Here is a 20,470-nt window from a genome sequence, read left to right on the forward strand (position 1 = left end):
CCGGGACTGTGACAGTGACGACCCTATCCAATTGCAGGTTCCGTGAACCGTGACGTGGCCAGTGTGACGGAAAATGAGCCTGCGGGCTTCTGAGACAGGAGAGAGCTATGCGTGAAGCTGCGTTGGAATTGCTCAACCGGACGATGGACGAGCAGTTGAAGCGATCCGAGCATCCCAGCGATTTTCCGGCCCTTCCACCGATTCCCGCCGGCCGCTACACCGACCCGCGTTTCGAGGCGCTGGAGAAGGACAGGCTTTGGAACCGCACCTGGCTGCTGGCCGGCATTGCATCGGACCTGCCCACGCCGGGTTCATACCGGCTGTTTCAGCATCTGGACCGCTCGGTCATTCTCTCCCATGGCAAGGATGGCCGGATCCGGGCCTTTCACAACGCCTGCCGGCACCGCGGTTCTCCGCTCCTGCTCGAACCGCAGGGGCGCGCCATGCGCTTCATTTGCCCATATCATGCCTGGGGCTACGACCTTGAAGGCACGCTCAAATCAGTCCCCAGCCAGCATGATTTCGCTTGCCTCGACAAGGCGGAAAACGGCCTGATCGAAGTGCAGTGCGATACCTATCGCGGCTTCGTCTTCATCAATTTCGATGATGATGCAGAACCGCTGCGGGACTTCCTGGGGGAATTCGTGGCGCTAACCGAAGGGTATCCGCTCGAACGCATGGTGGTGAAAGATCATTTCTTCGTCGAAATGGCGTGCAACTGGAAGATCGCCTATCACAACTTCCTAGAAATCTACCATGTGAACACGGTTCATCCCACGACGCTGGCGCCACATCTGGATTCGCGCAGTTTCGTGATAGCGCTTTACGAAGGTGGTCACATGCGGTTCGGGACCCGGAAGAAGGGCGGGGAGTCGCTGTTCAAGACGCCGCCGGTCAAACCGGACGACATCGCGCCGGTTTTCCTGGAAAATACGGTTGCGCTGCCGACCTTCCCCAACACATTTTTCTCGCTCGATCCGGTGGGATTCAACCTGCAATGTTTCTGGCCGATGGGGTCCGACCGGTCTGTCATGGAAGTGCGCCAGATGGGATGGGCGACCGACAGCGAGGAGGACAAGCTCTACTGGCAGGGGATGCGTGCGGCGACCGAGCATATCTTGTCCGAAGATCTGTGCCTGTTCGAAAATATCCAGCAGTCGCTGCGCAACGGGACGATCCCGTCGATCTGGGCGGGCTATCAGGAGCGCGCGCTTTACTGGTTCGAGGAAGAAATCGATCGGCGCATCGGGCCGGACCGGGTGCCGGCGGACTTGCGCGTTCAGCCGCGTATCGCGTCCTTCATGGCGCCGCGCAGCGCATGATCGCGCCGGTCGAGGCGGGGCAGCAGCGTTAGAATCGATCGCCCCCTGCCGCGACCCGTGCGCGGCAGGGGGCCATGACCGTCATTCACCCAGCAGTTTCCAGCTACCCAGGTCCTCGCCAGCAGCGAAGAACCGCTCGTTCATCGGCAGGCCGTTCTGGCCCCAATGGTCCATGTTCGCCACCCAGGCCTGAATACCGTACATCACCCAGCGCGGTACCTGTTCATTCCAGATGGTGTCGAGATCGATGATGTTGGTCGCGCCTTCCCTGATCAGGCAGTCGCGATAATGGGCGATCAGGTCGCGATGATTTTGGCGGCGCTCCTCGATCGTCAGCGATCCGACGGTGAAATAGGTGAGGTCGCGCCATGGCCGGCCGCGCCGGCCCAACTGCCAGTCAACCCACATGCGCTCGCCATCGGGCTGGATATAGGTGTTGCCCTGGTGGCAGTCGCCCAGGATGATGCAATAGGGGGCGTCAAAGGCGCGTTCGAATGTGACCAGCCGGTCATAGGCGCGCTCGACCCGTCGCGCGTCGTCCAGATAATGTCTGGGCGCGATGGCGCGGAAATTGGGGTCTTTCAGATTTTCCTCGATCCAGTGCCACATGATGCGGACCTGGTCATAGTCGACCGGCACCGCCATGGATGTCGGTAGCCAGGGCGCAGCTTCGGGCGTGATCACAGGACTTTCCCACAGGCCGGCATGCAGCTTTGCCAGGTCCGCCAGCGCTGACGCGACACCGTCGACACCGGCATGTTGGGTCGAGTGGCCGAACTTGCCGCCCCGATCGCTGAGACCCTCCAGCACGATGACGCCCCGCGCCGATCCGTCATCGTCCCAGTCTGCATAATAGCAGGTGGCCGTGTTGGCGGTGAGCTTGTCCGTCAGGAAATGGTAGAAGCGCGCTTCGAGCGCATGAATGTCGACATCGTCGAACATGCCCGACCAGTTCGACTTGATGCACAGATTGCGGGGCAGCCCGGCCGCCTGTCCGGCCTCGTTCCAGTCCACCGCGACACGCAATTTCGTAGTGTGGCTGTCGAACAGCTGCACGACCTCCATCGATTGCGCGACGACGCCCGGATATTTGTGGGCCAGCAACGATCCCAGCCACGCGGCGTCCGGCGTAAACCGGCCATGAGGCAGGGACGCGGTGCGGGCGGGATAGGGGCGGGGAACAAGATGCCGGTCGATGACGGCCGGGGTGGCGACGGCGGTCTCGCTCATGCACTATCCTCTCTCTCTTGTGGGCTGCGCCGCCGTCCTGCATCGGTGCAGTCATCCGGCACGATCCTGATACGAGGGCGATTTTGATCGACGGAAGACAAATCGAGCCTGCCGCGCGATAGGTCGATTGCGAGAGGCGCTACCCTTGCATCGCGCTGAAGCAGGCCCGCAATTCTTTGACGAACAGCGCCGGCTGCTCGAAGGCCGCGAAATGGCCACCGGCGTCCAGCTCGTTCCAGTGAACGAGGCGCGGGTAGCTGCGTTTGGCCCAGCGCCGCGATGGCCGGAAAATCTCCTGCGCGAAGATGCTGACGCCGACCGGAAGGTCCAGCTTGCGCGCCTGAAAGGCATTGGCGCTTTCCCAATAAAGCCGCGCGGACGACGCGCCGCTGTTGGTGAACCAGTAGAGGCTGATGACGTCCAGTATTTCGTCTCGCGTCAGGGCATCTTCCGGTACGCCCCGATTATCGGTCCACGCCTGGAACTTCTCGTAGATCCAGGCGGCTTGCGCCACCGGCGAGTCCGCCAGCCCATAGCCGATCGTCTGCGGTCGGGTGCCCTGCAGCTTGGCGTAGCCGGAATCATGCTCCTGATAATATTGCATGCGCTCGACCGTTTTGGCCTCGGCGGGGGTCAGGTCGGCAAAGTCGCTTTCCTCCGGAAAGACGAGCGGCATGTTGAGGTGGATGCCGATACATTCCGGCGGCGCGGCCATGGCGATGGCGGACGTGACCGCCGCACCCCAATCGCCGCCCTGCGCGGCGAAGCGGTCATAGCCCAGGCGCCGCATGAGCTGGATCCAGCTCTGCGCGATCGTCTCGACGCCCCAGCCCGTGGCCGTCGGCTTGCCCGAAAAGCCGTAGCCCGGCAGCGAGGGGACGACGACATGAAAGGCCGGTGCGTCGGGCGCGCCATGGGCAGCGGGATCGGTCAGCGGTTCGATCACCTTCAGAAATTCCAGCACCGATCCCGGCCAGCCGTGGGTCAGGATCAGCGGCAGCGCATCCGGGCGGGGACTGCGCACATGGATGAAGTGAATGGACAGGCCGTCGATCGCGGTGGTGAACTGGGGCAGGGCATTGAGCGTCGCCTCACACCGCCGCCAGTCATAGCCGTCCGCCCAATAGTCGCACAGATCGCGCAGCGCCGTGAGCGGGACGCCCTGGCTCCAGTCTCCGACCGTCTGCGGTTCGGGCCAGCGGGTGCTGCGCAACCGGAGGCGCAGATCGTCCAGTGCCTCCTGCGGAACGTCGGCGCGAAAGGCGGTGATGGCGTTGGTCATCCGATCATCTCGTCATCAAAATTGGACGCCGAGCGCGGCGACCGTGCCCAAATCCTCGCCCGCGACGAAAATACGCTCGACAATGTGCATGCCCTTCTGGCCCCATTCGTCCATGTTCGCGATCCACGCCTGCATCGCATAGGGCGGCCAGCGGCGATAATATTCCCAGAGCGTGTCGTCGTCCGGGACGCCGAGCGCCCCCGTTTCGACCAGACAGCGGCGATAATGGCGCAGCAATTCGCGGTCATGCGCGCGCCGTTCCTCGATCGTGAGCGCGCCCAGCACGAAATAGGTGAAGTCGCGGATCGGCCGCCCTTTGCGGACCAGTTGCCAGTCGAGCCATACCCGCTCGCCATCGGGGCGGACATAGCTATTGCCCTGATGGCTGTCGCCATGGACCAGACACCATGGCCCCTGTTCCTTGGTCTGCGCAAAATCGATCAGCGCATTGTAGACGCCATGCAGGCGGGAGAGATCGCCCTTGATCCAGCCGGGCAGGAAGGCCTGATAGTCGGGCTTGGCATGGTTCTGCTCGGCAAAGCCGTACATCATCGTCAGTTGCTGCGTGTCCACCGGCGTCGCCATGGAGACGGGCAGCCAGTCGGCCGCGTGAAGGACCGGGCTGTCCCAGAAGGCGCCATGGATGCGCGCCAGGCTGGCGATCGCGCGGGCCGCTTGCTCCACGCCCATATGGTCGGTGCTGATGCCGAAATGACCGCCCTCAATGGACAAATCCTCCATCACGACCAGCCCCTGACCGCTGTCGGAGCGTGGATCCCATGCCTCGAAATAGGATCGCGGGGCGGGGAAGGCGACGTGGCGGCGGAAATCCTCATAGAAACGCGCTTCGAGACGGCAGATGCCCTGGCTGTCGAACAGCGCCCAATTGGCCTTGAGGCAGACATTGTCGGGAATGCCCGCTGCCTTGCCCACATCGTTGAGGACCAGCTTCACCTGATATTTGGTGGTGTGGCTGTTGCGGAGGAACACCTGCTCCATCCCCTCGACCACGATGCCGGGATAGCGCGGCTGCATGATCTGCGTCAGCCATTGCGCCGTCACATCGTCCAGATGGGCGGGGATGCCGACGGGATTGGGTTTGCTCGACATCGCTTATTTGATCTTCTTGAGTTCACGCAGCGCGCGGTTGGCGGCGATCCGCCCGGCGATGCCGGATACGCCCCCGCCCGGATGCGCGCCCGCGCCGCCGATCAGGAAGCCGGGGAAGGGCGGCTTGGGGCCGCCGAAACCGGTGGCCGGGCGATGGACGCCCGAACGCAGCGCGCCGAAATCGATATGGGTCACGCAGCCATTGGTGACGTTGAGCCGCTTCTCGCGTTCCCGCGCGGTCTCGACGAAGCGGCCGACTTCCGTATCCAGACCGTCGTAAAATTCACCCAGATGGGTGATGACGGAGGCCATTGTCCGGTCCTTGAGCGCGGGCGACCAGCCCTCCCGCGCGTCCACGGCGACGCCGGGCAGATAGACGTAGGCGAGCGATCCGCCCGGAGGCGCCTGCGTCGGGTCGGAATTGGACAAGGGGCTGAGCGACATGGCGTGCCGGTCGGGAATGTCGCCGCGCCGCGCCATGGCGAAGGATTCGCGCACCTCCTCCGGCGTGCCGATCAGGCCGACCGCCTTGTTGAGATCGGCGTCGTCATGCCGCAGATCCTGATGCTTCTTGAGGCTGAGCGGCCCCGACATGGCGATATTCGCGAGGAAGGGCGCGGCGTTCGACCGGTTCGCCGGCGCATGTTCGATCCGCTGGGTCAACGCCCGCGGCACGCCGCCGGGCGTCGTGAGGCGCATGGCCGTGCGGGGATCGCAGGTCGCGATGACCATCTTCGCGCGGATGACCCGGCCGTCCTCCAGTCGCACGCCCTTCGCCGCGCCGTCATCGACGATGATCTCGGCCACGGGCGCATTGAGTTCGATCGTCGCGCCGGACGCCTCAATGCTGCGCGCGAGAGAGTCGGAGAAGGATTGCAGGCTGCCGATGGGCTTGCCGGTGCCATATTTGTGGGTGACGGCGAAGATCATATAGGCGGCGGCATTGCCGTCGTCATCGACCGGGCCAGCGCCCGCCGCGATGCCCAGCAGCAGGGCGATCGTCGCCGGATGCTCGAACCGTTCGCAGGCGATCTGGTCCGCCGTCGCCTTCGACATGGCGATCAGTTCGTCCTTCAGCCGGACATTGCGAACCGCGCTGCCGATCATCTTCGACAGGTTCTTGACGTCCGGCCGCCCCGGCTCGGCCATCATCAGCGGAAAGCCGATGTCCATCATGACGTTCAGTGTCTTCATGAAGTCCAGATAGGCTTTACCGTCATTGCGGTTGATGCGGGCAATATCCTCCGCCGTGCGATGATAGTCGTAGAAGAGCGCGATCGAGCTGCCGTCGGGATGGAGATAGGCGTAGGTCGGATCGGGATCGACGGTGCGCAGGCCATATTTGGGCAGGTCGAAATCCTCGATGATGCCCGATTTGCGGGCGAACAGCAGTTCGACCGCGCAGGGCGTCACCAGATGGTCGGGGGCTTCGGGGATCATATAGCCCGAACTGGTCATGCCGCCGACCTTGGCCAGACGCTCGACCACGACGACCTTCTTGCCGGCCTTGGCCAGATATCCGGCGGCGGCCATGCCATTATGTCCTGCGCCGATGACGACGACGTCGACCTGATCCGTCATTTCCTCTTCCCCTTGTTCGTGCCCGATCAGCCGTTCGCTGCGGCGGTATAGGCCTTGCCCCATTCGGCCAGCGCGACGAGGCGGGTCTTTCGATCGGCCTGGATCTGCGGGATTTTTTCCTCGTCCGGGCCATCGGGAACGATCACCAACGGTTCCTTGCCAAGGCTGGCAAGGGCGAGCGCGCAGACATCTGCCGGATCATAGGCCATGGAATAATCCATCCCCAGCCCTTCGGTCGCGCGGCGCAGAGTCGGCGTGTCCATGATCGGCGCGGCGATGCCGACGATATCGACATTCTGCCCTTCCAGCTCGGCCCAGAGCGATTCGACGAAATTGAGTTCGAACGCCTTGGTCGCGGAATACATGACCAGCCAGGGCTGCCCGCCAAGGCCTGCGCCGGACGACATGACGACGACACCGCCCTTGCCGCGCTTGAGGAAGCGGTTGCCGAAGCCATGCACCGCCTCCAGCACATTGGCGGCATTCATGGTCAGCAGCCGCAGCGATCGATCGGCGGGTTCGCCGAAGAAGCTGTTGCCCGCACCGTCCGCGCCGGCATTGGAAATATAGAGACCGATGTCGAGATCGGCGGTCGCCTCGACCAGCCGGCTTCCGGCGCCTTGTTCGGTGAGGTCGGCGGTGATGGCCCGATATTCAATGCCATGTTCGGTTGCCAGCCGCTGACCCAGGGCATCGAGCGCTTCGTGTCGACGCGAGACGAGCACCAGGTGGATGCCCATCGCGGCGAGCTGCTCCGCATAGCAGGCGCCGGTGCCTTCGGACGCGCCGGCAATGATGGCCCAGGGACCATATTTTTCGGTGAAAGCGGCGCGATCGAAGGGCGGAAGATCGATTTTACGCATCGGTGCAAGTCCTCTCTTGGTGCCGGCCTTACCGGCGCTGTCGGCGATTGCGCGGACCCTAGAAGAGGAGCGTTCGCCGACAGCCTATCGGGAGGCAGGGCGCGTCAAAACGAAGATGCAGCGGCCCGCCGGAAGGCAGGGCAAGTATGGCCGCCCGGATCATGCTTGCAATATAATGACAATAACGTCATTATATTGAGAAATAAAAAGGGAGGATGATTCGGATGCGATCTGAAACGGTAGAAACGCGCCCGGCGCACAAGCGGCCCGCGGCCTTCGTGGCCGATCCCTTAGAGATCGCTGCATCGCTGCGGCCGTTGCTGGAGGACCACGCCGCCGCCTGCGAACGCGAGCGGCGGATCGTTCCGGCGGTGATGGAGGCGTTGCGTGCGTCCGGCCTGTTCCATATCACGGCACCCGAACGCGCCGGTGGGCCGGGCCACAGGCTGACCACCCATATCGAGACCGTCGCTGAGCTGGCCAAGGGCTGCGTCGGCACCGCCTGGGCCTATGGTCTGCTGTCAGGAATTACCGGAACGGCGTTCGCGTTGCCGCCGGCTATGACGGAGCGGCTGTTCCAGACCGGCGAGGAATTGTTTTGCAGCGCCTCCGCGCCTTCGGGCAAAGCGGTTGCGGTGTCGGGCGGCTATCGCGTGTCGGGGCGCTGGGGCTATGGATCGGGGTGCCTGCACGCCGATTGGGCGCTGAACGGCGCCATGATCGAAACGGACCGGGGCGTTGAACCCGCTCTGGCATTTCTGGACCTGCGCGATCCGGCCTGTTCGATCGAGGATAATTGGCATGTTGCGGGCATGGCCGGTTCCGGCAGCAACATGATCGTCGCGCAGGATCTGTTCGTGCCGGACGACCTGATCCTCTGGTCGTCGCGCACGCCGCCTGCCGAGGCTATCCTGGCGATGGAGGGGCTGGAGCCGCGCGACCGCTGGCCGATGGAGCCTCTATTCCCCCTGGGTGTGCTCGCGCCGATGCTCGGCGCGGCGACGGCGCTGCTCGAAGGCGTGGCGCAGGCGATGCCCAGGCGGCAGGTGGTGGGCTGGACCTATGCGGGGCAGAGCGGTTCGGAGGCGTTGGTCGGCATGACCGGCCGCGCGGCGATGGAGATTGATTCGGCCTGGCTGCATGTGCGCCGTGCCGCCGGGATGCTGGACGAAACCGCGCAATGCCGCGTATTAACAGGCTTTGACAAGGCGCAGATCCAGGCCGATTGCGGCTATGCGATGGAATTGCTGCGCGCGGCGGGCAACCGGTTGATGGATGTCGCCGGGCCGGGCGCCTTCGCCCTTTCCAGCCCCTTGCAGCGGATCTGGCGCGACCTGAGCGTCGGCACCCGCCACAATGCGCTGAACGGGCAACTCTCGCTGGAGCTTTATGGCCGGGCGATCACCGGCCGGCCGTCCAATATCGCCCTGCTGCCCGACATCACGCCAGCACCGAACTGGGCGGAACCGAAATGACAGGAGAAGGACATATCATGACACGACCGACCGTGCAGGAAATCGCGACATTCCTGAAGACCCAGGCCCAGATGTTCAGCGAGGGCCGTATCGACGATTTCATGGCGGCGTTCCGCGCGATCGCGCCGGGCGGCTTCAAGGTGCAGGATCCGGCTACCGGCCCGGTGCAGGAAGGCTGGGACAAGCTGGAGGCGCTGTGCAAGCAATATGTCGGATGGAAGCTGATCGTCGAGGATGTGAAGGTGAGCGGCAACGAAGCGGTCATCTATGTCCGCAACGAAGGCGAATATGACGGGCATCCTGTGTGCGTATACAGCATCGAACATTATATATTCGGGGAGGATGGCAGCCTGCTTGCGCGCTATTTCCACCCGATGCAATAGGGAGGCGATGTTCGACGCCGCACCTGCTCATCCCGCTGTCGATCCGCGCACGGCGGCGGCGGCGATCAGGCGCGCCCGGATGCGCGAGCGCCTGCTGGACGCCGTGCTCGACCTGTATCAGCCAGGGCAGGGCAGCGGCAGTCTGGTGATCGACGATGTGATCCGCGTGGCGGACGTATCGCGCGGCAGCTTCTACAAATATTTCGACTCCCTCGACGCTGCGGTGAATGAACTGGGCGAGCGGATGACGGCGGACCTGATCGCCGATTTCCGCAGGCTGTTCGACGATGTGGCGGACCCGCTGGTCCGGGCGGTCGGCGGCGCGGCGATGGCGATGGCGCGGGCCTGGCATGATCCGCGCTGGGGCGGTTTTACCTGCCGTGTCGACTATGTCGATTATTTCGCGCGAGCGAGCATGTTCGACCTGTTGGTGCGCGACGCGCTGGAGGCCGCGCGGGACGGCGGGCAGATGACATTCCGGTCGCTCGACGTGGCGGTGGACCTGATCGTCGGCATGACGATCGAGGCGCGGCGGCGCCTGATGCTCCGCTCGGTTGAGCCACGTACCTATATCGACGAGATGATCGAGCGCACCTTCGCCGGTCTGGGTGCGGACCCAGCCGCCATCGAAGCGGCGGGAGCGCAGACATGGGATATGATGATAAGGGCCGCACCCGGCCTTGGCTGGTGGCGGAACGGGGAGGGGTTCGGCTTACAGTCGGACCCGGACTGAAATCGGGCAGCGTTGGCTTCAGGAAAGGCCGGCGCCCTAGAGCCGGGTCCAGCAGGGCGTCCCGGCCTTGTCCAGCGGACCGCAGTTGGCAATCCGTGTCGCGCCGTTGGACGCGATCAGGACCAGCCAGTCGCCGCTATCCTCGCAGCGTAGCGCCCAAGCCGCGTTAGGGCCGATATCCCCCCTGAACAGGGACTTCGACGTGCGCGTGCATGTTTGCCCCGCGTCATGCATGAGTTTGGCAAAGGCGACGCTACGGCCGGCCGCATCCTGGGTTTCGATAGCGTTGCTGTAGATGTTACGGCTGCTGCCCTGTCGCGTGATTTCGGCATAGGCGATCCTGCCGAGCAATAGAGCCGCGATGATCGATGTGGGTATCAAGGTCCACAGCATCGCGCGGCGAGCATTGCCGCCAGCATGGCCGCAAGCGCGACACGATCCGCCATAGCCGTCCTGTGGCATTTTACATTTCGGGCATTTCATGCGGCCGCTCTATAGCGGTTCGCCAACTCGGCACCCTATCCTTGGAGAGGAACGCATCGTTCCATTCTGTTCCATTCTATAGAATATGGAATCGCAGGATACACTATCCATCGCTTATTGGGGATCGGCCCTTGATCGGCTTGATTCGCCAGAGATTTTGCAATCTCCCGCGACGCGGCGCCAGGCCGTGGCGGCGGCGTTGCGATCAAGGATCGTGGCGGGCGTCATTCCGCCCGGCACGCTGCTGCGGGAAACGGCGCTGGCACAGGATTTGAATGTAAGCGCGACGCCGGTCAGGGAAGCGCTGGGCATGCTGGCCGCCGAAGGGTTGGTCGAAGTCGAAACCCACCGGCTGAAGCGGGCGACGCCGATCGACCTTCATGTGACCCGTGATCTGATCCGCGTGCAGGCCGAACTGTGGCGACTGGGCTACAACTGGGGCATGGCCCGCATCGGCGCGACGGAGATCGCGGCGCTGGAACGGGCGATAGCGCGCTATCGGGCCGCAGTGGAAAGCGGCGAATATATGGCCGCTGTCATGGCCGGCCTCGATTTCCATACGATTTTCATCAAGGCATCCGAGAGCCGCGAACTGTTGCGCTCGACACTTGATCGGCGCGGGCTGATCGCCCGCTTCATTTTCCTGCACGGCATCGCCACCCTCCGCGAAAACGGTCTCCGCCAGCATGAAGCGATATTGCAAGCCTTTCTGGCGGGCGATCGGGACGGCGTACTGGCCTGCCTCGACCGGATGGCGGCGCGCCTGATTGGCCTGTGCGACAGCCAGGCAGGGTCAGACGGCAATCAAGACCAACACCAAAAGGACTGACAATGGATTTCGAACTGCCCGAAGAATATCGTTCCTTCCGCGACATGGTGCGCCGTTGGATCGACAAGGAAGTGCCCAAGGAATGGGCGCGTGCGCTCGAAAAGGACGAGCATAATTATCCCTTTGCCCTTTGGGACAAGTTCACAGAAGCCGGATTCCACGGCGTGGGCATAGCCGAGGAGTATGACGGGCAGGGCGGCGACGTGGTCATGCAGATGCTGCTGGCGCGGGAACTGGCACGCTCGCTGGGCGGGCTGGCATGGATATGGGGTATCACGAGCTTTGCCGGGTCCAAATCCATCGGGCTTTACGGGTCGGCCGAACAGAAGGCAAAATATCTGCCGCTGATCGCGACGGGCCAGTTGAAGGCCGCGATCGCCTTTACCGAGCCGGGCGGCGGCACGGACTTGCTGGGGGCGATGGCCACCACTGCCGACCGGGTCGATGGCGGGTGGAAACTCAATGGCGAGAAGATCTGGTCCTCCTCCGCCCATGTCGCCGATTATCTGCTGGTGATCGCGCGCAGCGACAGGACCGTCGAGAAGAAGCATCAGGGTCTGACCCTCTTCTGGGTGCCGACGAAGACCCCGGGTGTGAAGATCACACCGCTGGCCAAACTGGGTATGCGGTCGATGGGGAGCTGCTCCGTTCATTTCGAGGATGCGTTCGTTGCGGACGATCATGTTCTGGGTGAGCCCGACAAGGCCTGGTATATGTTGCTGCCTACGCTCAACAATGAGCGCATCATGGTCGGTGCCTTCTGCCTGGGCGTCATCGACGGCGTGCTGGAAGACGCGCTCGACTATATGAAACAGCGCAAGGCCTTTGGCGGGATCATCGGCCGGTTCCAGAGCTTGCAACATTATGTCGCTGACATCGCGACCATGCAGAAGACGACCGAACTGATGCTGCATTACTGCGCCGACAAGCAGAGCCGGGGCGAGACTGTTGGCGTCGAGGCCAATATGCTCAAGCTCATGGCGTCCGAAAACGCCAATGCCGCGGCGGACATGGGTATCCAGATATTGGGCGGCATGGGCTATTCGGCGGAAACCGACATGCAGCGCTACTGGCGCGACAGCCGCCTGTGGCGCATCGGTCCCATCACCAACGAAATGGTGCGCAATGGCATCGCGGAGAGTCTGGGCCTGCCGCGATCCTTCTGAAAGACAGGTGATTGGCGGGTGGACGTGTCCCAATGTCCACCCGACATTCCCAGTAATAATTCACGGTCAAAGGTTCAAGGAGAGTAAGTGCGATGATGTTTCCGGAGCAGCCGATCCCCGATCATGTGGCGCCCGAGCTGGTGAGCAAGGATTTTCCCTTCATCTTCGGCGTGACGACGGCAAAGGACCCATTCGACGAGCTGGCGATGCAGGTGCATGAGGGACCTGACATCATCTATGCCGCCCATGCCTATCCCGGCGGAACCGGCGCCTGGGTGCCACGGCGCATGGCGCATCTGCGCGAAATCTATCTCGACACCGATCATTTTTCCTCGACCGACTTTTCGCCTTTCTCCAAGCTTGTGGGCGGAAACTGGATCAACTCGCCGGCGGAACTCGATCCGCCGGCCCACGGGCCCTTTCGCCAGATGGTCAATCCGGCCTTCACGCCCAAGGCGATGGCGGCGCTGGAGGACAAGATCCGGCAATATGCGGTGGAATATATCGACGCCTTCGCCCTGCGCGGCGAGTGCGAGTTCATGGGCGATTTCGCCTTTGAATTTCCGATCAAGGTGTTCATGGAACTGATGGGCCTGCCGCATGACCGGATGAGCGAGTTCATGGCATGGGAAATGAACCTGCTCCACAATCACGACCTGTCCAAGATTGCGGAGGCGACCCGCAGCGTGCTCGCCTATCTGGGCGGAGAGATCGAGGACAGACGCGCACATCCGCGCAACGACCTCATCAGTTTCGGCGTGCAGGGGCAAATCAATGGCCGGGCGTTGACCGACGACGAACTGCTGGGCTTCATGTTCAACCTGTTCATTGGCGGGCTGGATACGGTTTCGACCAATATGGGCCTGCACTTCCGCCATCTGGGCAGCCACGCCGAGGATCAGGCCTATCTGCGCGCCAATCCGTCGGAAATCCCGCACGCCATAGATGAGCTGATGCGGGCCTATGGCGCGGTGACCACCTTCAGAACCTGCAAGAAGGAGACGGAAGTGGCCGGCATCCGATTCATGCCCGGCGACAAGGTGGCGATGTCGACCACGCTCGCCGGTCGCGATCCGGCCGAGTTCGACGCGCCTGCGGAGGTTCGGCTCGACCGGCGGCCGCGGCATGTCGGTTTCGGTTTCGGCATCCATACCTGCGTCGGCATGCATCTGGCGCGGCGCGAGCTGCGGATCGCGATGGAGGAATTTCTCGCGCGCATTCCCGACTTCCGCATCGCACCGGGCCATCAGGTGGAATGCCATCTTGGGATGATCCAGCCGGTCGCCCTGCCTCTGGTGTGGACACCCGCAAGCTGAACGGAGGGAGGCGTTCGCCTTCTGGCGGACGCCTCCCTCCGCATCACAGGTCGAGACAGGCCTCTTCGAAATCGAGCCGGGGGTTGCGCGGAAAGAGCCCGGCCGGGTCGCCATAGCCGATATTACACAGGAAATTGCTCTTCCACCGGCCGTTCGGGAAAAATTCCGCATCGGTGCCGCCCTGGTCGAAGCCCGACATCGGCCCGCAATCCAGGCCCAGCGCCCGGGCCGCCATGATCAGATAGGCGCCCTGGAGTGTCGAAGAACGCGCCACGGTGTCCGCGATCAGCGCGTCCTTGCCCTCGAACGTGCCGCGCATGTCGCGCGACGGGAACAGCTTGCCGTAAAATTCGTAGAAGCGCGTGTCGCCCGCGATGATCACGGTGCAGGGGGCCTGCGTCACCTTGTCTACATTGCCCGCGCTCAGATGGGGTTTGAGGCGCGCCTTGGCGGCGGCGGAACGGACGAAGACGAAGCGGCCCGGATTGCTGTTCGCCGTCGTCGGACCCCATTTGGCGAGATCGTACAGGCTTCGGACGGTTTCGTCCGTCACCGGCCGATGGCTCCATTGGTTATGGGTTCGGGCGTCGCGGAACAGCAGGTCCAGCATGGCGTCTTTGGCAATATCGGTCGTGTCGGGCATGGTCGCTCTCTTATTCTGTGGTGGCTTCGCCGATACCCCGTTCATTCCAGCCACCGGCTTCGCGTGCAAGGATATCGTTGGCCTCTTCGCCCAGCTTCGCCATGTCGGCACTTTCCCATATGCGATGGTCGCCGGAGGCGTAGGCGCGTCCATTATCCCGATACAGCAGCGCATCGACTATGTTCGCACGCAGCTTGTCGATGCGGCGGACGACACGGCCGGGCGTGCCCATGACAAGCGAATGCGGCGGGATCACGCTGTCGGGCGGCAGGAAACTATGTCCGGCGATGATGGATCCGCGCCCTATGACGCAGCGCTCCATGATAGTTGCGCCGATGCCGATCAGGCAGGCGGGCTCTATGGTGCAGCCATGGATCACTGCGCGGTGGCCGATCGTGCAATAGTCGCCGATGATCGTGGGATCATCCCAGCCGATGTGGACCATCGCATGGTCCTGCACGCTGGTGCAGCGCCCGATCGAGACATGCGCTCGTTCGGAACGCACGACGGCATAGGGCCAGAGACTGCAATCATCGCCCAGCCGCACATCGCCGAACAGGCGGACGGTGGGGTCGATGTAGGCGGGCCTTCCCATGCGATTATCGAGTGATGACGATCTTGCCATGGGGACTGCCGGCCTGCGCTGCCCAGGCGTCGGCGGCATCCGCAAAGGCATAGCGGCATGTGTCGACGGTCAAACCCTGCGTCATCGCCATGTGGGTCAGCCGGTCATAGGCGGCACGGCGCTCGCTGGCCGGGCGTTGCCCGGTGCCGACGCCGACATGGCTGCGAAAGACGAGATCGCGCAGGGACAGCGTGACCGTTGGCCCGGCCTGCACGCCGATGCTCATCATGCGCGCGCCGGGTCGGGTAGCGCGCATCGCCGCTTGCGCGGGTGGGCCATAGATGATGTCCAGAACGACATCATAGCCGCCTTGCGAAACCGCCTGCAGCGTCGCCTCGTCATCGCTTTCGCCCAGCAGGGCGATCGCATCGGCATGACCGGCGGCCTGCATCGCCTCCAGCCGGTCGCGGCTGCGCGCCGCCGCCACGACGCGGCCCGCGCCCAGCAGCCGCGCGACCTGCGCGCCGATCTGCCCGACCGGCCCGGTCGCGCCGAGAATGAGGACGGACTCGCCCTTGGCGATCCGCGCCTCTTCCAGCGGGATCAGCGCGCCGGTGCCGGAGATGGCGAGGGCGATCAACTGGTCGTCCGAAAGGCCGTCGGGGGCAGGCCAGATTTCCTCTTCCGCCACCAGCGTGCGTTCCGCGATCGCGCCGAAGGGCGCTCTGCTATGGCCGAAATAGACGCGGCTGCCGTCATCCAGCCGGCCGACCCCCTCGCCGCCCGGCACATAAGGCGCATCGACGGGGCCGAAAAAGCCCTTCGCGCGCATGAGATCCGTCGGGCCGATTCCCGCGGCCGCAACGTCAACGACGCGATAGCCGGGCTGCGTGGCAGGCTCGGGATGATCGGCCAGCGCGAAGCCGCCATCGCTGTCGATCAGGGCGGCCCGCATGGTGTTCCCCCTTTTAACTGTCCTGAATGCGGCAGGGCCGCGAAAAGGGGAGGGCCACCCGCTCGTCCGGGGCGACCCTCCCTTCGCCCTCAATAGGCACCCGGCGGCGAGATCGGATCGGCCCCGGCCAGGTTGCGGCCATAGATTTCATAGCCAATGGTGGGGATATTCTGGATGTGCCGCAGCGCCATGGAAATGTCGCGCCAGTAGCGGTTGATCGGCTTGTCCAGTGCGAAGCCCGACGAACCGGCCTGGAACATAAGCGACTCGCTGGCGCCATGAACCAGTTCGATCATCTGCGCGCCGCCTGCGCGCTGCTTCGCCTTTTCCGCAAGCGTGAACTCTTCGCCCAGACCGACGCGATCCAGCTTGGCAGTCAGGTCGAACAGGATCAGCTTGGCGGTGTCGATCATTGCCGCCGCTTCGCCCAGATCGCGCATATAGGCGCCTGACTTGATGCGCGGGCCGATAATCGTCGTCAGCACCGGCTTCTTGGGGGCTTCGGCGGTGACGATCTCCAGCATGGCCTCGACCGCGCCGATCAGTTGGGCGATGCCTGTGGTGCGGACGACGGGCACGGCGGGCAACAGATCGGAAGGGGCGCCGAAATGGCGCTTGGTCCGGTCGATCTGGCCGGCGCGTTCATCCATCAGCACCATCTGGGCTTCGGGAATGAAGACATCCTTGGCGACCGCCGTGTCGGATCCGGTGCCCTGCATGCCGGAAACGAACCAGGTATCTTCGATGGTCATGCTGTTCATCGGCAGATAGCACATGCTGATGCCGGGAACGACGGGGCCGTCATAGCCCTCCAGCACCACGCCCTGTTGCGCCCAGTTCGACTGCCGCGACCCGGACATATAGGGCCATGTTCCATTGATGATCCAGCCGCCATCGACCTTGCGGGCCTTGCCGGGGGGGTTGTAGGCGCCACAGACCGGCTGGGGACCGTCGCCGAACACAGCCTCCTGCACGCCGTCGGGTGCAAGGCTGGTGATCCAGCTCGTGCCGTTGATGATCTGGATGACCCAACTGATCGCCGGATCGCCCTTGGCGATTTCCATCTGCACGCGGCAGAAATCCGTGGGGGACAGGCCCATGCCGCCCAGCCGTTGCGGCAGCAGCATGCGCAGGAACCCCTCTTCCTTCAGCATCTTGTCGACGGCGGGCGTAGGGCTGCGTCGTTTTTCGCCCTCGGGCGCTTCGCCCTGCAGGAACGCGCGGAAACTGCGTGCCTTTTCCACCATCGCGTCGGCGACGGCCTTTTCGGCGAAGCCGCACTGGATCTCATTGTCCACCTTGGGGGCAGTAGCCATCAGTTCATCCTTTCTTATGGTCGCTATGGTGTCCGGCGATCTGTAAAGCCCAGTCGCACAAACGATCCGGCGCGCTGTTCCAGATCGTCAGCCACTCCGCGGTGGCGGGAATGATAAGGGTGCTCAGTTGCAGGCGAACCATCGTGTCGCAAAACGCATCGCGGTTGATTCGATGACCAATGAGGTTATCGAAATGATCGAACACGGGTTCGAGCGCATGCTGGACAGCGGCTTTATGCCGGCCGAAATGGCTGCGCAGGAAATTGAGATGGAAGGCGGGTTCGACCTCGAAAATGCCTTCGGGCGAGCGCTCGATCGTGAAGCGGCCGTAAAAGCGCATCACCGCGCGGAAGCGCTCGATCGGTTCGGCAATGCCTTCGCCCGATTCCACAATGCCCTTTTCGAAACTGCTGCACACATATTCGCTGAAGGCCGCCAGCACTTCCTCCTTGGAGGCGAAGTAACGGTAGAGCGTACCGCGCGACACGCCACTGCTCTCGCTGATGTCGCTCATCGACAGTCGGCGCGCACCGATGGAATTGATCGCGCGCAACGTGCCGTCCATGATCTTCTGGACGCTGCCCGACTGATCCGTGGCGGCAATTTCGTTCCAGTCGGCGTGCGGCATCAGCTTCATGTCTGGGCTTCCATTTCTGCCAGATTATGCGGAACGCTTACATAGCCCGGCAGATGCTGACCGCCATCCACATTGATCAGCTCGCCATTGACGAAGCGCGACATCTCCGACGCCAGGAACAGGACGACGGGGCCAATGTCCTTCTCCGGATCGCCCGCGCGCTTGAGCGGATTGCTGGCGGTCGCCATTTCGAGAAAGCCGGGAACGTTTTCGGCGAGTTCCGCGAACACCTGTCCCATGCCGGTCGGTGCGATGGCGTTGGTGCGGATGTTGAAGCGGCCCCATTCGACCGCCGCGGTCCGGGTCAGCCCCAGGATTGCGCCCTTGTTCATATTATAATCGGCGTGGAGCCAGGCGCCGGTCTGGGCGTCGATCGAATAGAAGTTGATGATCGAACCGCCGCCGCGCGCCTTCATATGCGGGAAGGCGGCGCGCATGGCCCACCAGCTGCCCCAGGTACCGATCTCGAGCGTCCGCTGGAGCATCTCGTCCGTCTTCTGTTCGAGGAGGACGTTGGGCGAAAGCTGAGAGGCATTGTTGACCAATATGTCCAGCCCGCCAAATTCGCCGACGGCGCGCTCGATCATCGCCTCCACTTCGGTCTTGACGCCCATGTCCGCGGACATGCCGACGGCGCGGACGCCGAAGCTGTGCGTGATGTCCGCCGCGACCGCTTCAGCGGCAGCGCCATCCCGGCCTGTAATCAGGAGATGGGCGCCTGCCTCGGCAAGGCAGCGGGAAATACCGTAACCCAGCCCCTTTGCGCCGCCCGTGACGATTGCGACCTTGTCCTTCACCAATCCCGTCACGCCACTACTCCTGTCATCTGCTCGCTCAGGGCACGGTCCATGTCCATGCGGTCCTGGCAATAGTCTTTCGTGAAAACATAGCCGCGGATCGCCCCGTCGGCGTCGTGATAATGATATTTCAGCCCGCGCTCGTCATTGGCGACTTCCTGCCATTGCCCGTCTACGCCGACAGGCGCGGGCAGCAGGACGACGGGATAGGCGGTGGTCTTCACCTGCACCGACAGCGGCGGAAAGCGGATATCCGTCGGCGTGCCCAGCGCGCTGGGCGCGATGGCGCGGGCGGCCGCCATGATCGGGGTGACATAGGCCGCCAACCCCTGCGGATATTCGGCGCAATCGCCGATCGCATAGATGGCGGGATCGCTGGTGCGGCCGGTCTGGTCGACCTTGATGCCGCGCGCGACCTCCAGCCCGGCCTCCTGCGCAAGCGCGATGTGCGGGCGCAGGCCCACGGCGGACAGGACCGCCGCCGCCTCGATCACCAGGCCGTCGTCCAGCTCGGCCCGGATGCCGCTTTCGCCCTTATGGATGGCCAGCACCTTGCGGCCCAGATGCCATTCCACGCCCTTTCCGGCCAGCGCGTCGCGGATCATCTGGCCGACGCCCGGCGGCACGAGCTGGGCGAGGGGATGACCAAGCATGTCGACGACCACCGGCTGATAGCCGCTTGCCGACAGGTCGTTGGCGAATTCGGTACCCACAAGGCCGCCGCCCATCACCAATACGCGCGCGCTGTCCGGCAATTTTTCCCGGAACTCGCGATAATGGTCGAGATTGTTGACGGCCAGTGCCCGATGCGCGGCATCGCCGTCGATCGGCGGGCGAACCGGATCGGCACCCAGCGCCAGCACCAGCCGATCGTAGAAGATCGGCCCGCCGGTGGTGAGAACGGCCTTGTCCTCCCGGTCGATCGCTTCGACGATGCGGCCGGCGCGCAGGTCGAGCTTTAGCTGCGCGACCATCTTTTCCGCCGGCGTGGTGATCAGCGTATCGGCCACCTTGCCCTTGGCGAGCGCAGTGGACAATGCCGGCTTGGAATAGAAATGGCCGTCATCCTGCGTGACCAGCGTCAGCCGGGCGTCCGGCGCAAGCTTACGGAGCTCGCGCAGGACGCCATAGCCGGCGAGGCCGCTACCGACGACCACGATATGCGGGGTTCCCGTCACCAGAAAGGGTCCGTTCAGAGGAAGATGGCGAAGTTGGACATGCCCAGCGTCGACTGGTCGACGATGATCTCCCGGCGCGCCAGCTTGTACGCGCCGTCGACCAGCCGCCAGATGTCGCGGCGTTCGGCGCTGATGGTCTCATTCTCGGGATTGTCCATGCGGCTGCGCTCGACATAGAGGTAGCTCACCACCTCATATTCGCCGGCCGTTTCGCTTTCGGCGACGCGGACGTTGGTGACGAAGCGGCGCGTGCGCGAAGGCGGATCCTCGGCCCAGGCGCTTTTCGCCAGGCGGCCGGTCCGCATCAGGATGGAGCCGTAATTCTCGTCGAAATGCTTCATCGTGCGCACCACGTCCCGGTCCTTGTTGGGACCGTTTCGCGTCAGGCGCAGGGGGGCGGTGTAGATGAGATCCTGTTCGAGATAGGCCACCCAGTCGTCGAACCGGCGCTCGTCGAGGGCGGCGGCTTCGTCATAGAGGGTTTCGAGCAGGCGGTTATAGACTTCCGAGCCGAGCGGCACGCGCTTGGTGGAGACAAGGCCGCGCATGACGCTGGTCTTGTCGATGGCGGCGGTCGCGTAGTTCACCATGATATCTGTCCTCTCT

The 20,470-nt window shown here is 63.7% G+C and carries 21 protein-coding genes; 7 read left to right on the top strand and 14 right to left on the bottom strand.

The window, feature by feature from the left end; genetic code table 11:
* The first annotated feature begins 107 nt into the window (after nucleotides 1–107).
* Nucleotides 108–1,322, top strand: coding sequence for an aromatic ring-hydroxylating oxygenase subunit alpha (locus SBA_RS18690; protein WP_261937157.1), 1,215 nt, complete (start codon nucleotides 108–110; stop codon nucleotides 1,320–1,322).
* Between the two features lie 81 nt (nucleotides 1,323–1,403).
* On the opposite strand, the gene SBA_RS18695 is transcribed toward SBA_RS18690, so the two are convergent.
* The 5 genes from SBA_RS18695 to SBA_RS18715 all read right to left on the bottom strand — a co-directional run bounded on the left by SBA_RS18695 (nucleotide 1,404) and on the right by SBA_RS18715 (nucleotide 7,388).
* A complete protein-coding gene (locus SBA_RS18695; protein ID WP_261937158.1) occupies nucleotides 1,404–2,552 on the bottom strand; it encodes an ecdysteroid 22-kinase family protein in 1,149 nt (382 codons plus the stop codon).
* Nucleotides 2,553–2,691: 139 nt separating this feature from the next.
* Nucleotides 2,692–3,834: an epoxide hydrolase family protein gene (locus tag SBA_RS18700; RefSeq protein ID WP_261937159.1), complete on the bottom strand. Its 1,143-nt coding sequence runs from the start codon at nucleotides 3,832–3,834 to the stop codon at nucleotides 2,692–2,694.
* Nucleotides 3,835–3,849: 15 nt separating this feature from the next.
* Nucleotides 3,850–4,944, bottom strand: a complete 1,095-nt coding sequence (locus SBA_RS18705; RefSeq protein ID WP_261937160.1) for a phosphotransferase family protein — start codon at nucleotides 4,942–4,944, stop codon at nucleotides 3,850–3,852.
* A 3-nt stretch (nucleotides 4,945–4,947) separates the two neighbouring features.
* A complete protein-coding gene (locus SBA_RS18710; RefSeq protein ID WP_261937161.1) occupies nucleotides 4,948–6,525 on the bottom strand; it encodes a phytoene desaturase family protein in 1,578 nt (525 codons plus the stop codon).
* A 26-nt stretch (nucleotides 6,526–6,551) separates the two neighbouring features.
* A complete protein-coding gene (locus SBA_RS18715) occupies nucleotides 6,552–7,388 on the bottom strand; it encodes an SDR family NAD(P)-dependent oxidoreductase (RefSeq protein WP_261937162.1) in 837 nt (278 codons plus the stop codon).
* Nucleotides 7,389–7,612: 224 nt separating this feature from the next.
* Between SBA_RS18715 and SBA_RS18720 the strand changes: the two genes are divergently transcribed.
* From SBA_RS18720 to SBA_RS18730, 3 genes are read left to right on the top strand one after another with little or no spacing between them, the layout of a single operon-like run.
* Nucleotides 7,613–8,863: an acyl-CoA dehydrogenase family protein gene (locus SBA_RS18720; protein WP_261937163.1), complete on the top strand. Its 1,251-nt coding sequence runs from the start codon at nucleotides 7,613–7,615 to the stop codon at nucleotides 8,861–8,863.
* 17 nt (nucleotides 8,864–8,880) lie between these two features.
* Nucleotides 8,881–9,246, top strand: coding sequence for a hypothetical protein (locus tag SBA_RS18725; RefSeq protein WP_261937164.1), 366 nt, complete (start codon nucleotides 8,881–8,883; stop codon nucleotides 9,244–9,246).
* Nucleotides 9,247–9,253: 7 nt separating this feature from the next.
* Entirely contained in the window at nucleotides 9,254–9,979 is a 726-nt protein-coding gene (locus tag SBA_RS18730) for a TetR/AcrR family transcriptional regulator (protein ID WP_261937165.1), read from the top strand.
* Nucleotides 9,980–10,015: 36 nt separating this feature from the next.
* On the opposite strand, the gene SBA_RS18735 is transcribed toward SBA_RS18730, so the two are convergent.
* Entirely contained in the window at nucleotides 10,016–10,441 is a 426-nt protein-coding gene (locus SBA_RS18735; protein ID WP_261937166.1) for a hypothetical protein, read from the bottom strand.
* Between the two features lie 178 nt (nucleotides 10,442–10,619).
* Here SBA_RS18735 and SBA_RS18740 point away from each other — a divergent pair, with 178 nt between their 5' ends.
* The 3 genes from SBA_RS18740 (at nucleotide 10,620) to SBA_RS18750 (ending at nucleotide 13,773) form a co-directional block, all read left to right on the top strand.
* Nucleotides 10,620–11,291, top strand: a complete 672-nt coding sequence (locus SBA_RS18740) for a GntR family transcriptional regulator (protein ID WP_261937167.1) — start codon at nucleotides 10,620–10,622, stop codon at nucleotides 11,289–11,291.
* A gap of 2 nt (nucleotides 11,292–11,293) precedes the next feature.
* Nucleotides 11,294–12,457, top strand: a complete 1,164-nt coding sequence (locus SBA_RS18745) for an acyl-CoA dehydrogenase family protein (protein WP_261937168.1) — start codon at nucleotides 11,294–11,296, stop codon at nucleotides 12,455–12,457.
* A 92-nt stretch (nucleotides 12,458–12,549) separates the two neighbouring features.
* Nucleotides 12,550–13,773 (top strand): cytochrome P450, encoded by a 1,224-nt coding sequence (locus SBA_RS18750; RefSeq protein ID WP_261937169.1) that lies wholly within the window; start codon nucleotides 12,550–12,552, stop codon nucleotides 13,771–13,773.
* 43 nt (nucleotides 13,774–13,816) lie between these two features.
* Here SBA_RS18750 and SBA_RS18755 read toward each other — a convergent pair whose 3' ends face one another.
* The 8 genes from SBA_RS18755 to SBA_RS18790 form a co-directional block, all read right to left on the bottom strand.
* The gene (locus SBA_RS18755) at nucleotides 13,817–14,416 is read right to left on the bottom strand and encodes a malonic semialdehyde reductase (RefSeq protein WP_261937170.1); all 600 of its coding nucleotides are present in this window, start codon (nucleotides 14,414–14,416) and stop codon (nucleotides 13,817–13,819) included.
* 10 nt (nucleotides 14,417–14,426) lie between these two features.
* Entirely contained in the window at nucleotides 14,427–15,011 is a 585-nt protein-coding gene (locus SBA_RS18760) for a gamma carbonic anhydrase family protein (RefSeq protein ID WP_261937171.1), read from the bottom strand.
* A 4-nt stretch (nucleotides 15,012–15,015) separates the two neighbouring features.
* Entirely contained in the window at nucleotides 15,016–15,936 is a 921-nt protein-coding gene (locus SBA_RS18765; protein ID WP_261937172.1) for a quinone oxidoreductase family protein, read from the bottom strand.
* 89 nt (nucleotides 15,937–16,025) lie between these two features.
* Complete coding sequence (locus SBA_RS18770) at nucleotides 16,026–17,252, bottom strand: acyl-CoA dehydrogenase family protein (protein WP_261937173.1); 1,227 nt, start codon at nucleotides 17,250–17,252, stop codon at nucleotides 16,026–16,028.
* A gap of 4 nt (nucleotides 17,253–17,256) precedes the next feature.
* Entirely contained in the window at nucleotides 17,257–17,889 is a 633-nt protein-coding gene (locus SBA_RS18775; protein WP_261937174.1) for a TetR/AcrR family transcriptional regulator, read from the bottom strand.
* Nucleotides 17,886–18,698, bottom strand: a complete 813-nt coding sequence (locus SBA_RS18780; protein ID WP_261937175.1) for an SDR family NAD(P)-dependent oxidoreductase — start codon at nucleotides 18,696–18,698, stop codon at nucleotides 17,886–17,888. Before SBA_RS18780 ends, SBA_RS18775 begins: the two co-directional genes overlap by 4 nt.
* Nucleotides 18,695–19,864: an NAD(P)/FAD-dependent oxidoreductase gene (locus SBA_RS18785; RefSeq protein WP_261937176.1), complete on the bottom strand. Its 1,170-nt coding sequence runs from the start codon at nucleotides 19,862–19,864 to the stop codon at nucleotides 18,695–18,697. Before SBA_RS18785 ends, SBA_RS18780 begins: the two co-directional genes overlap by 4 nt.
* Before the next feature lie 14 nt (nucleotides 19,865–19,878).
* Nucleotides 19,879–20,454 carry an aromatic-ring-hydroxylating dioxygenase subunit beta gene (locus SBA_RS18790; RefSeq protein ID WP_261937177.1) on the bottom strand — a complete coding sequence of 192 codons (576 nt, stop codon included), beginning with the start codon at nucleotides 20,452–20,454 and terminating at the stop codon, nucleotides 19,879–19,881.
* Nucleotides 20,455–20,470 lie beyond the last annotated feature (16 nt).

The sequence above is a fragment of the Sphingomonas bisphenolicum genome (genome assembly GCF_024349785.1).
In the GTDB taxonomy this organism is placed as follows: Bacteria; Pseudomonadota; Alphaproteobacteria; order Sphingomonadales; family Sphingomonadaceae; genus Sphingobium; species Sphingobium bisphenolicum.

Bases quoted from the DNA above. Each gene is read 5' to 3' on its own strand.
- SBA_RS18720 (WP_261937163.1), top strand. From the start codon at position 7,613: ATGCGATCTGAAACGGTAGAAACGCGCCCGGCGCACAAGCGGCCCGCG.
- SBA_RS18705 (WP_261937160.1), bottom strand. From the start codon at position 4,944: ATGTCGAGCAAACCCAATCCCGTCGGCATCCCCGCCCATCTGGACGAT.
- SBA_RS18750 (WP_261937169.1), top strand. From the start codon at position 12,550: ATGATGTTTCCGGAGCAGCCGATCCCCGATCATGTGGCGCCCGAGCTG.
- SBA_RS18745 (WP_261937168.1), top strand. From the start codon at position 11,294: ATGGATTTCGAACTGCCCGAAGAATATCGTTCCTTCCGCGACATGGTG.
- SBA_RS18715 (WP_261937162.1), bottom strand. From the start codon at position 7,388: ATGCGTAAAATCGATCTTCCGCCCTTCGATCGCGCCGCTTTCACCGAA.
- SBA_RS18695 (WP_261937158.1), bottom strand. From the start codon at position 2,552: ATGAGCGAGACCGCCGTCGCCACCCCGGCCGTCATCGACCGGCATCTT.
- SBA_RS18700 (WP_261937159.1), bottom strand. From the start codon at position 3,834: ATGACCAACGCCATCACCGCCTTTCGCGCCGACGTTCCGCAGGAGGCA.
- SBA_RS18760 (WP_261937171.1), bottom strand. From the start codon at position 15,011: ATGGGAAGGCCCGCCTACATCGACCCCACCGTCCGCCTGTTCGGCGAT.
- SBA_RS18775 (WP_261937174.1), bottom strand. From the start codon at position 17,889: ATGAAGCTGATGCCGCACGCCGACTGGAACGAAATTGCCGCCACGGAT.
- SBA_RS18725 (WP_261937164.1), top strand. From the start codon at position 8,881: ATGACACGACCGACCGTGCAGGAAATCGCGACATTCCTGAAGACCCAG.
- SBA_RS18790 (WP_261937177.1), bottom strand. From the start codon at position 20,454: ATGGTGAACTACGCGACCGCCGCCATCGACAAGACCAGCGTCATGCGC.
- SBA_RS18770 (WP_261937173.1), bottom strand. From the start codon at position 17,252: ATGGCTACTGCCCCCAAGGTGGACAATGAGATCCAGTGCGGCTTCGCC.
- SBA_RS18710 (WP_261937161.1), bottom strand. From the start codon at position 6,525: ATGACGGATCAGGTCGACGTCGTCGTCATCGGCGCAGGACATAATGGC.
- SBA_RS18690 (WP_261937157.1), top strand. From the start codon at position 108: ATGCGTGAAGCTGCGTTGGAATTGCTCAACCGGACGATGGACGAGCAG.
- SBA_RS18735 (WP_261937166.1), bottom strand. From the start codon at position 10,441: ATGCCACAGGACGGCTATGGCGGATCGTGTCGCGCTTGCGGCCATGCT.
- SBA_RS18765 (WP_261937172.1), bottom strand. From the start codon at position 15,936: ATGCGGGCCGCCCTGATCGACAGCGATGGCGGCTTCGCGCTGGCCGAT.
- SBA_RS18755 (WP_261937170.1), bottom strand. From the start codon at position 14,416: ATGCCCGACACGACCGATATTGCCAAAGACGCCATGCTGGACCTGCTG.
- SBA_RS18730 (WP_261937165.1), top strand. From the start codon at position 9,254: ATGTTCGACGCCGCACCTGCTCATCCCGCTGTCGATCCGCGCACGGCG.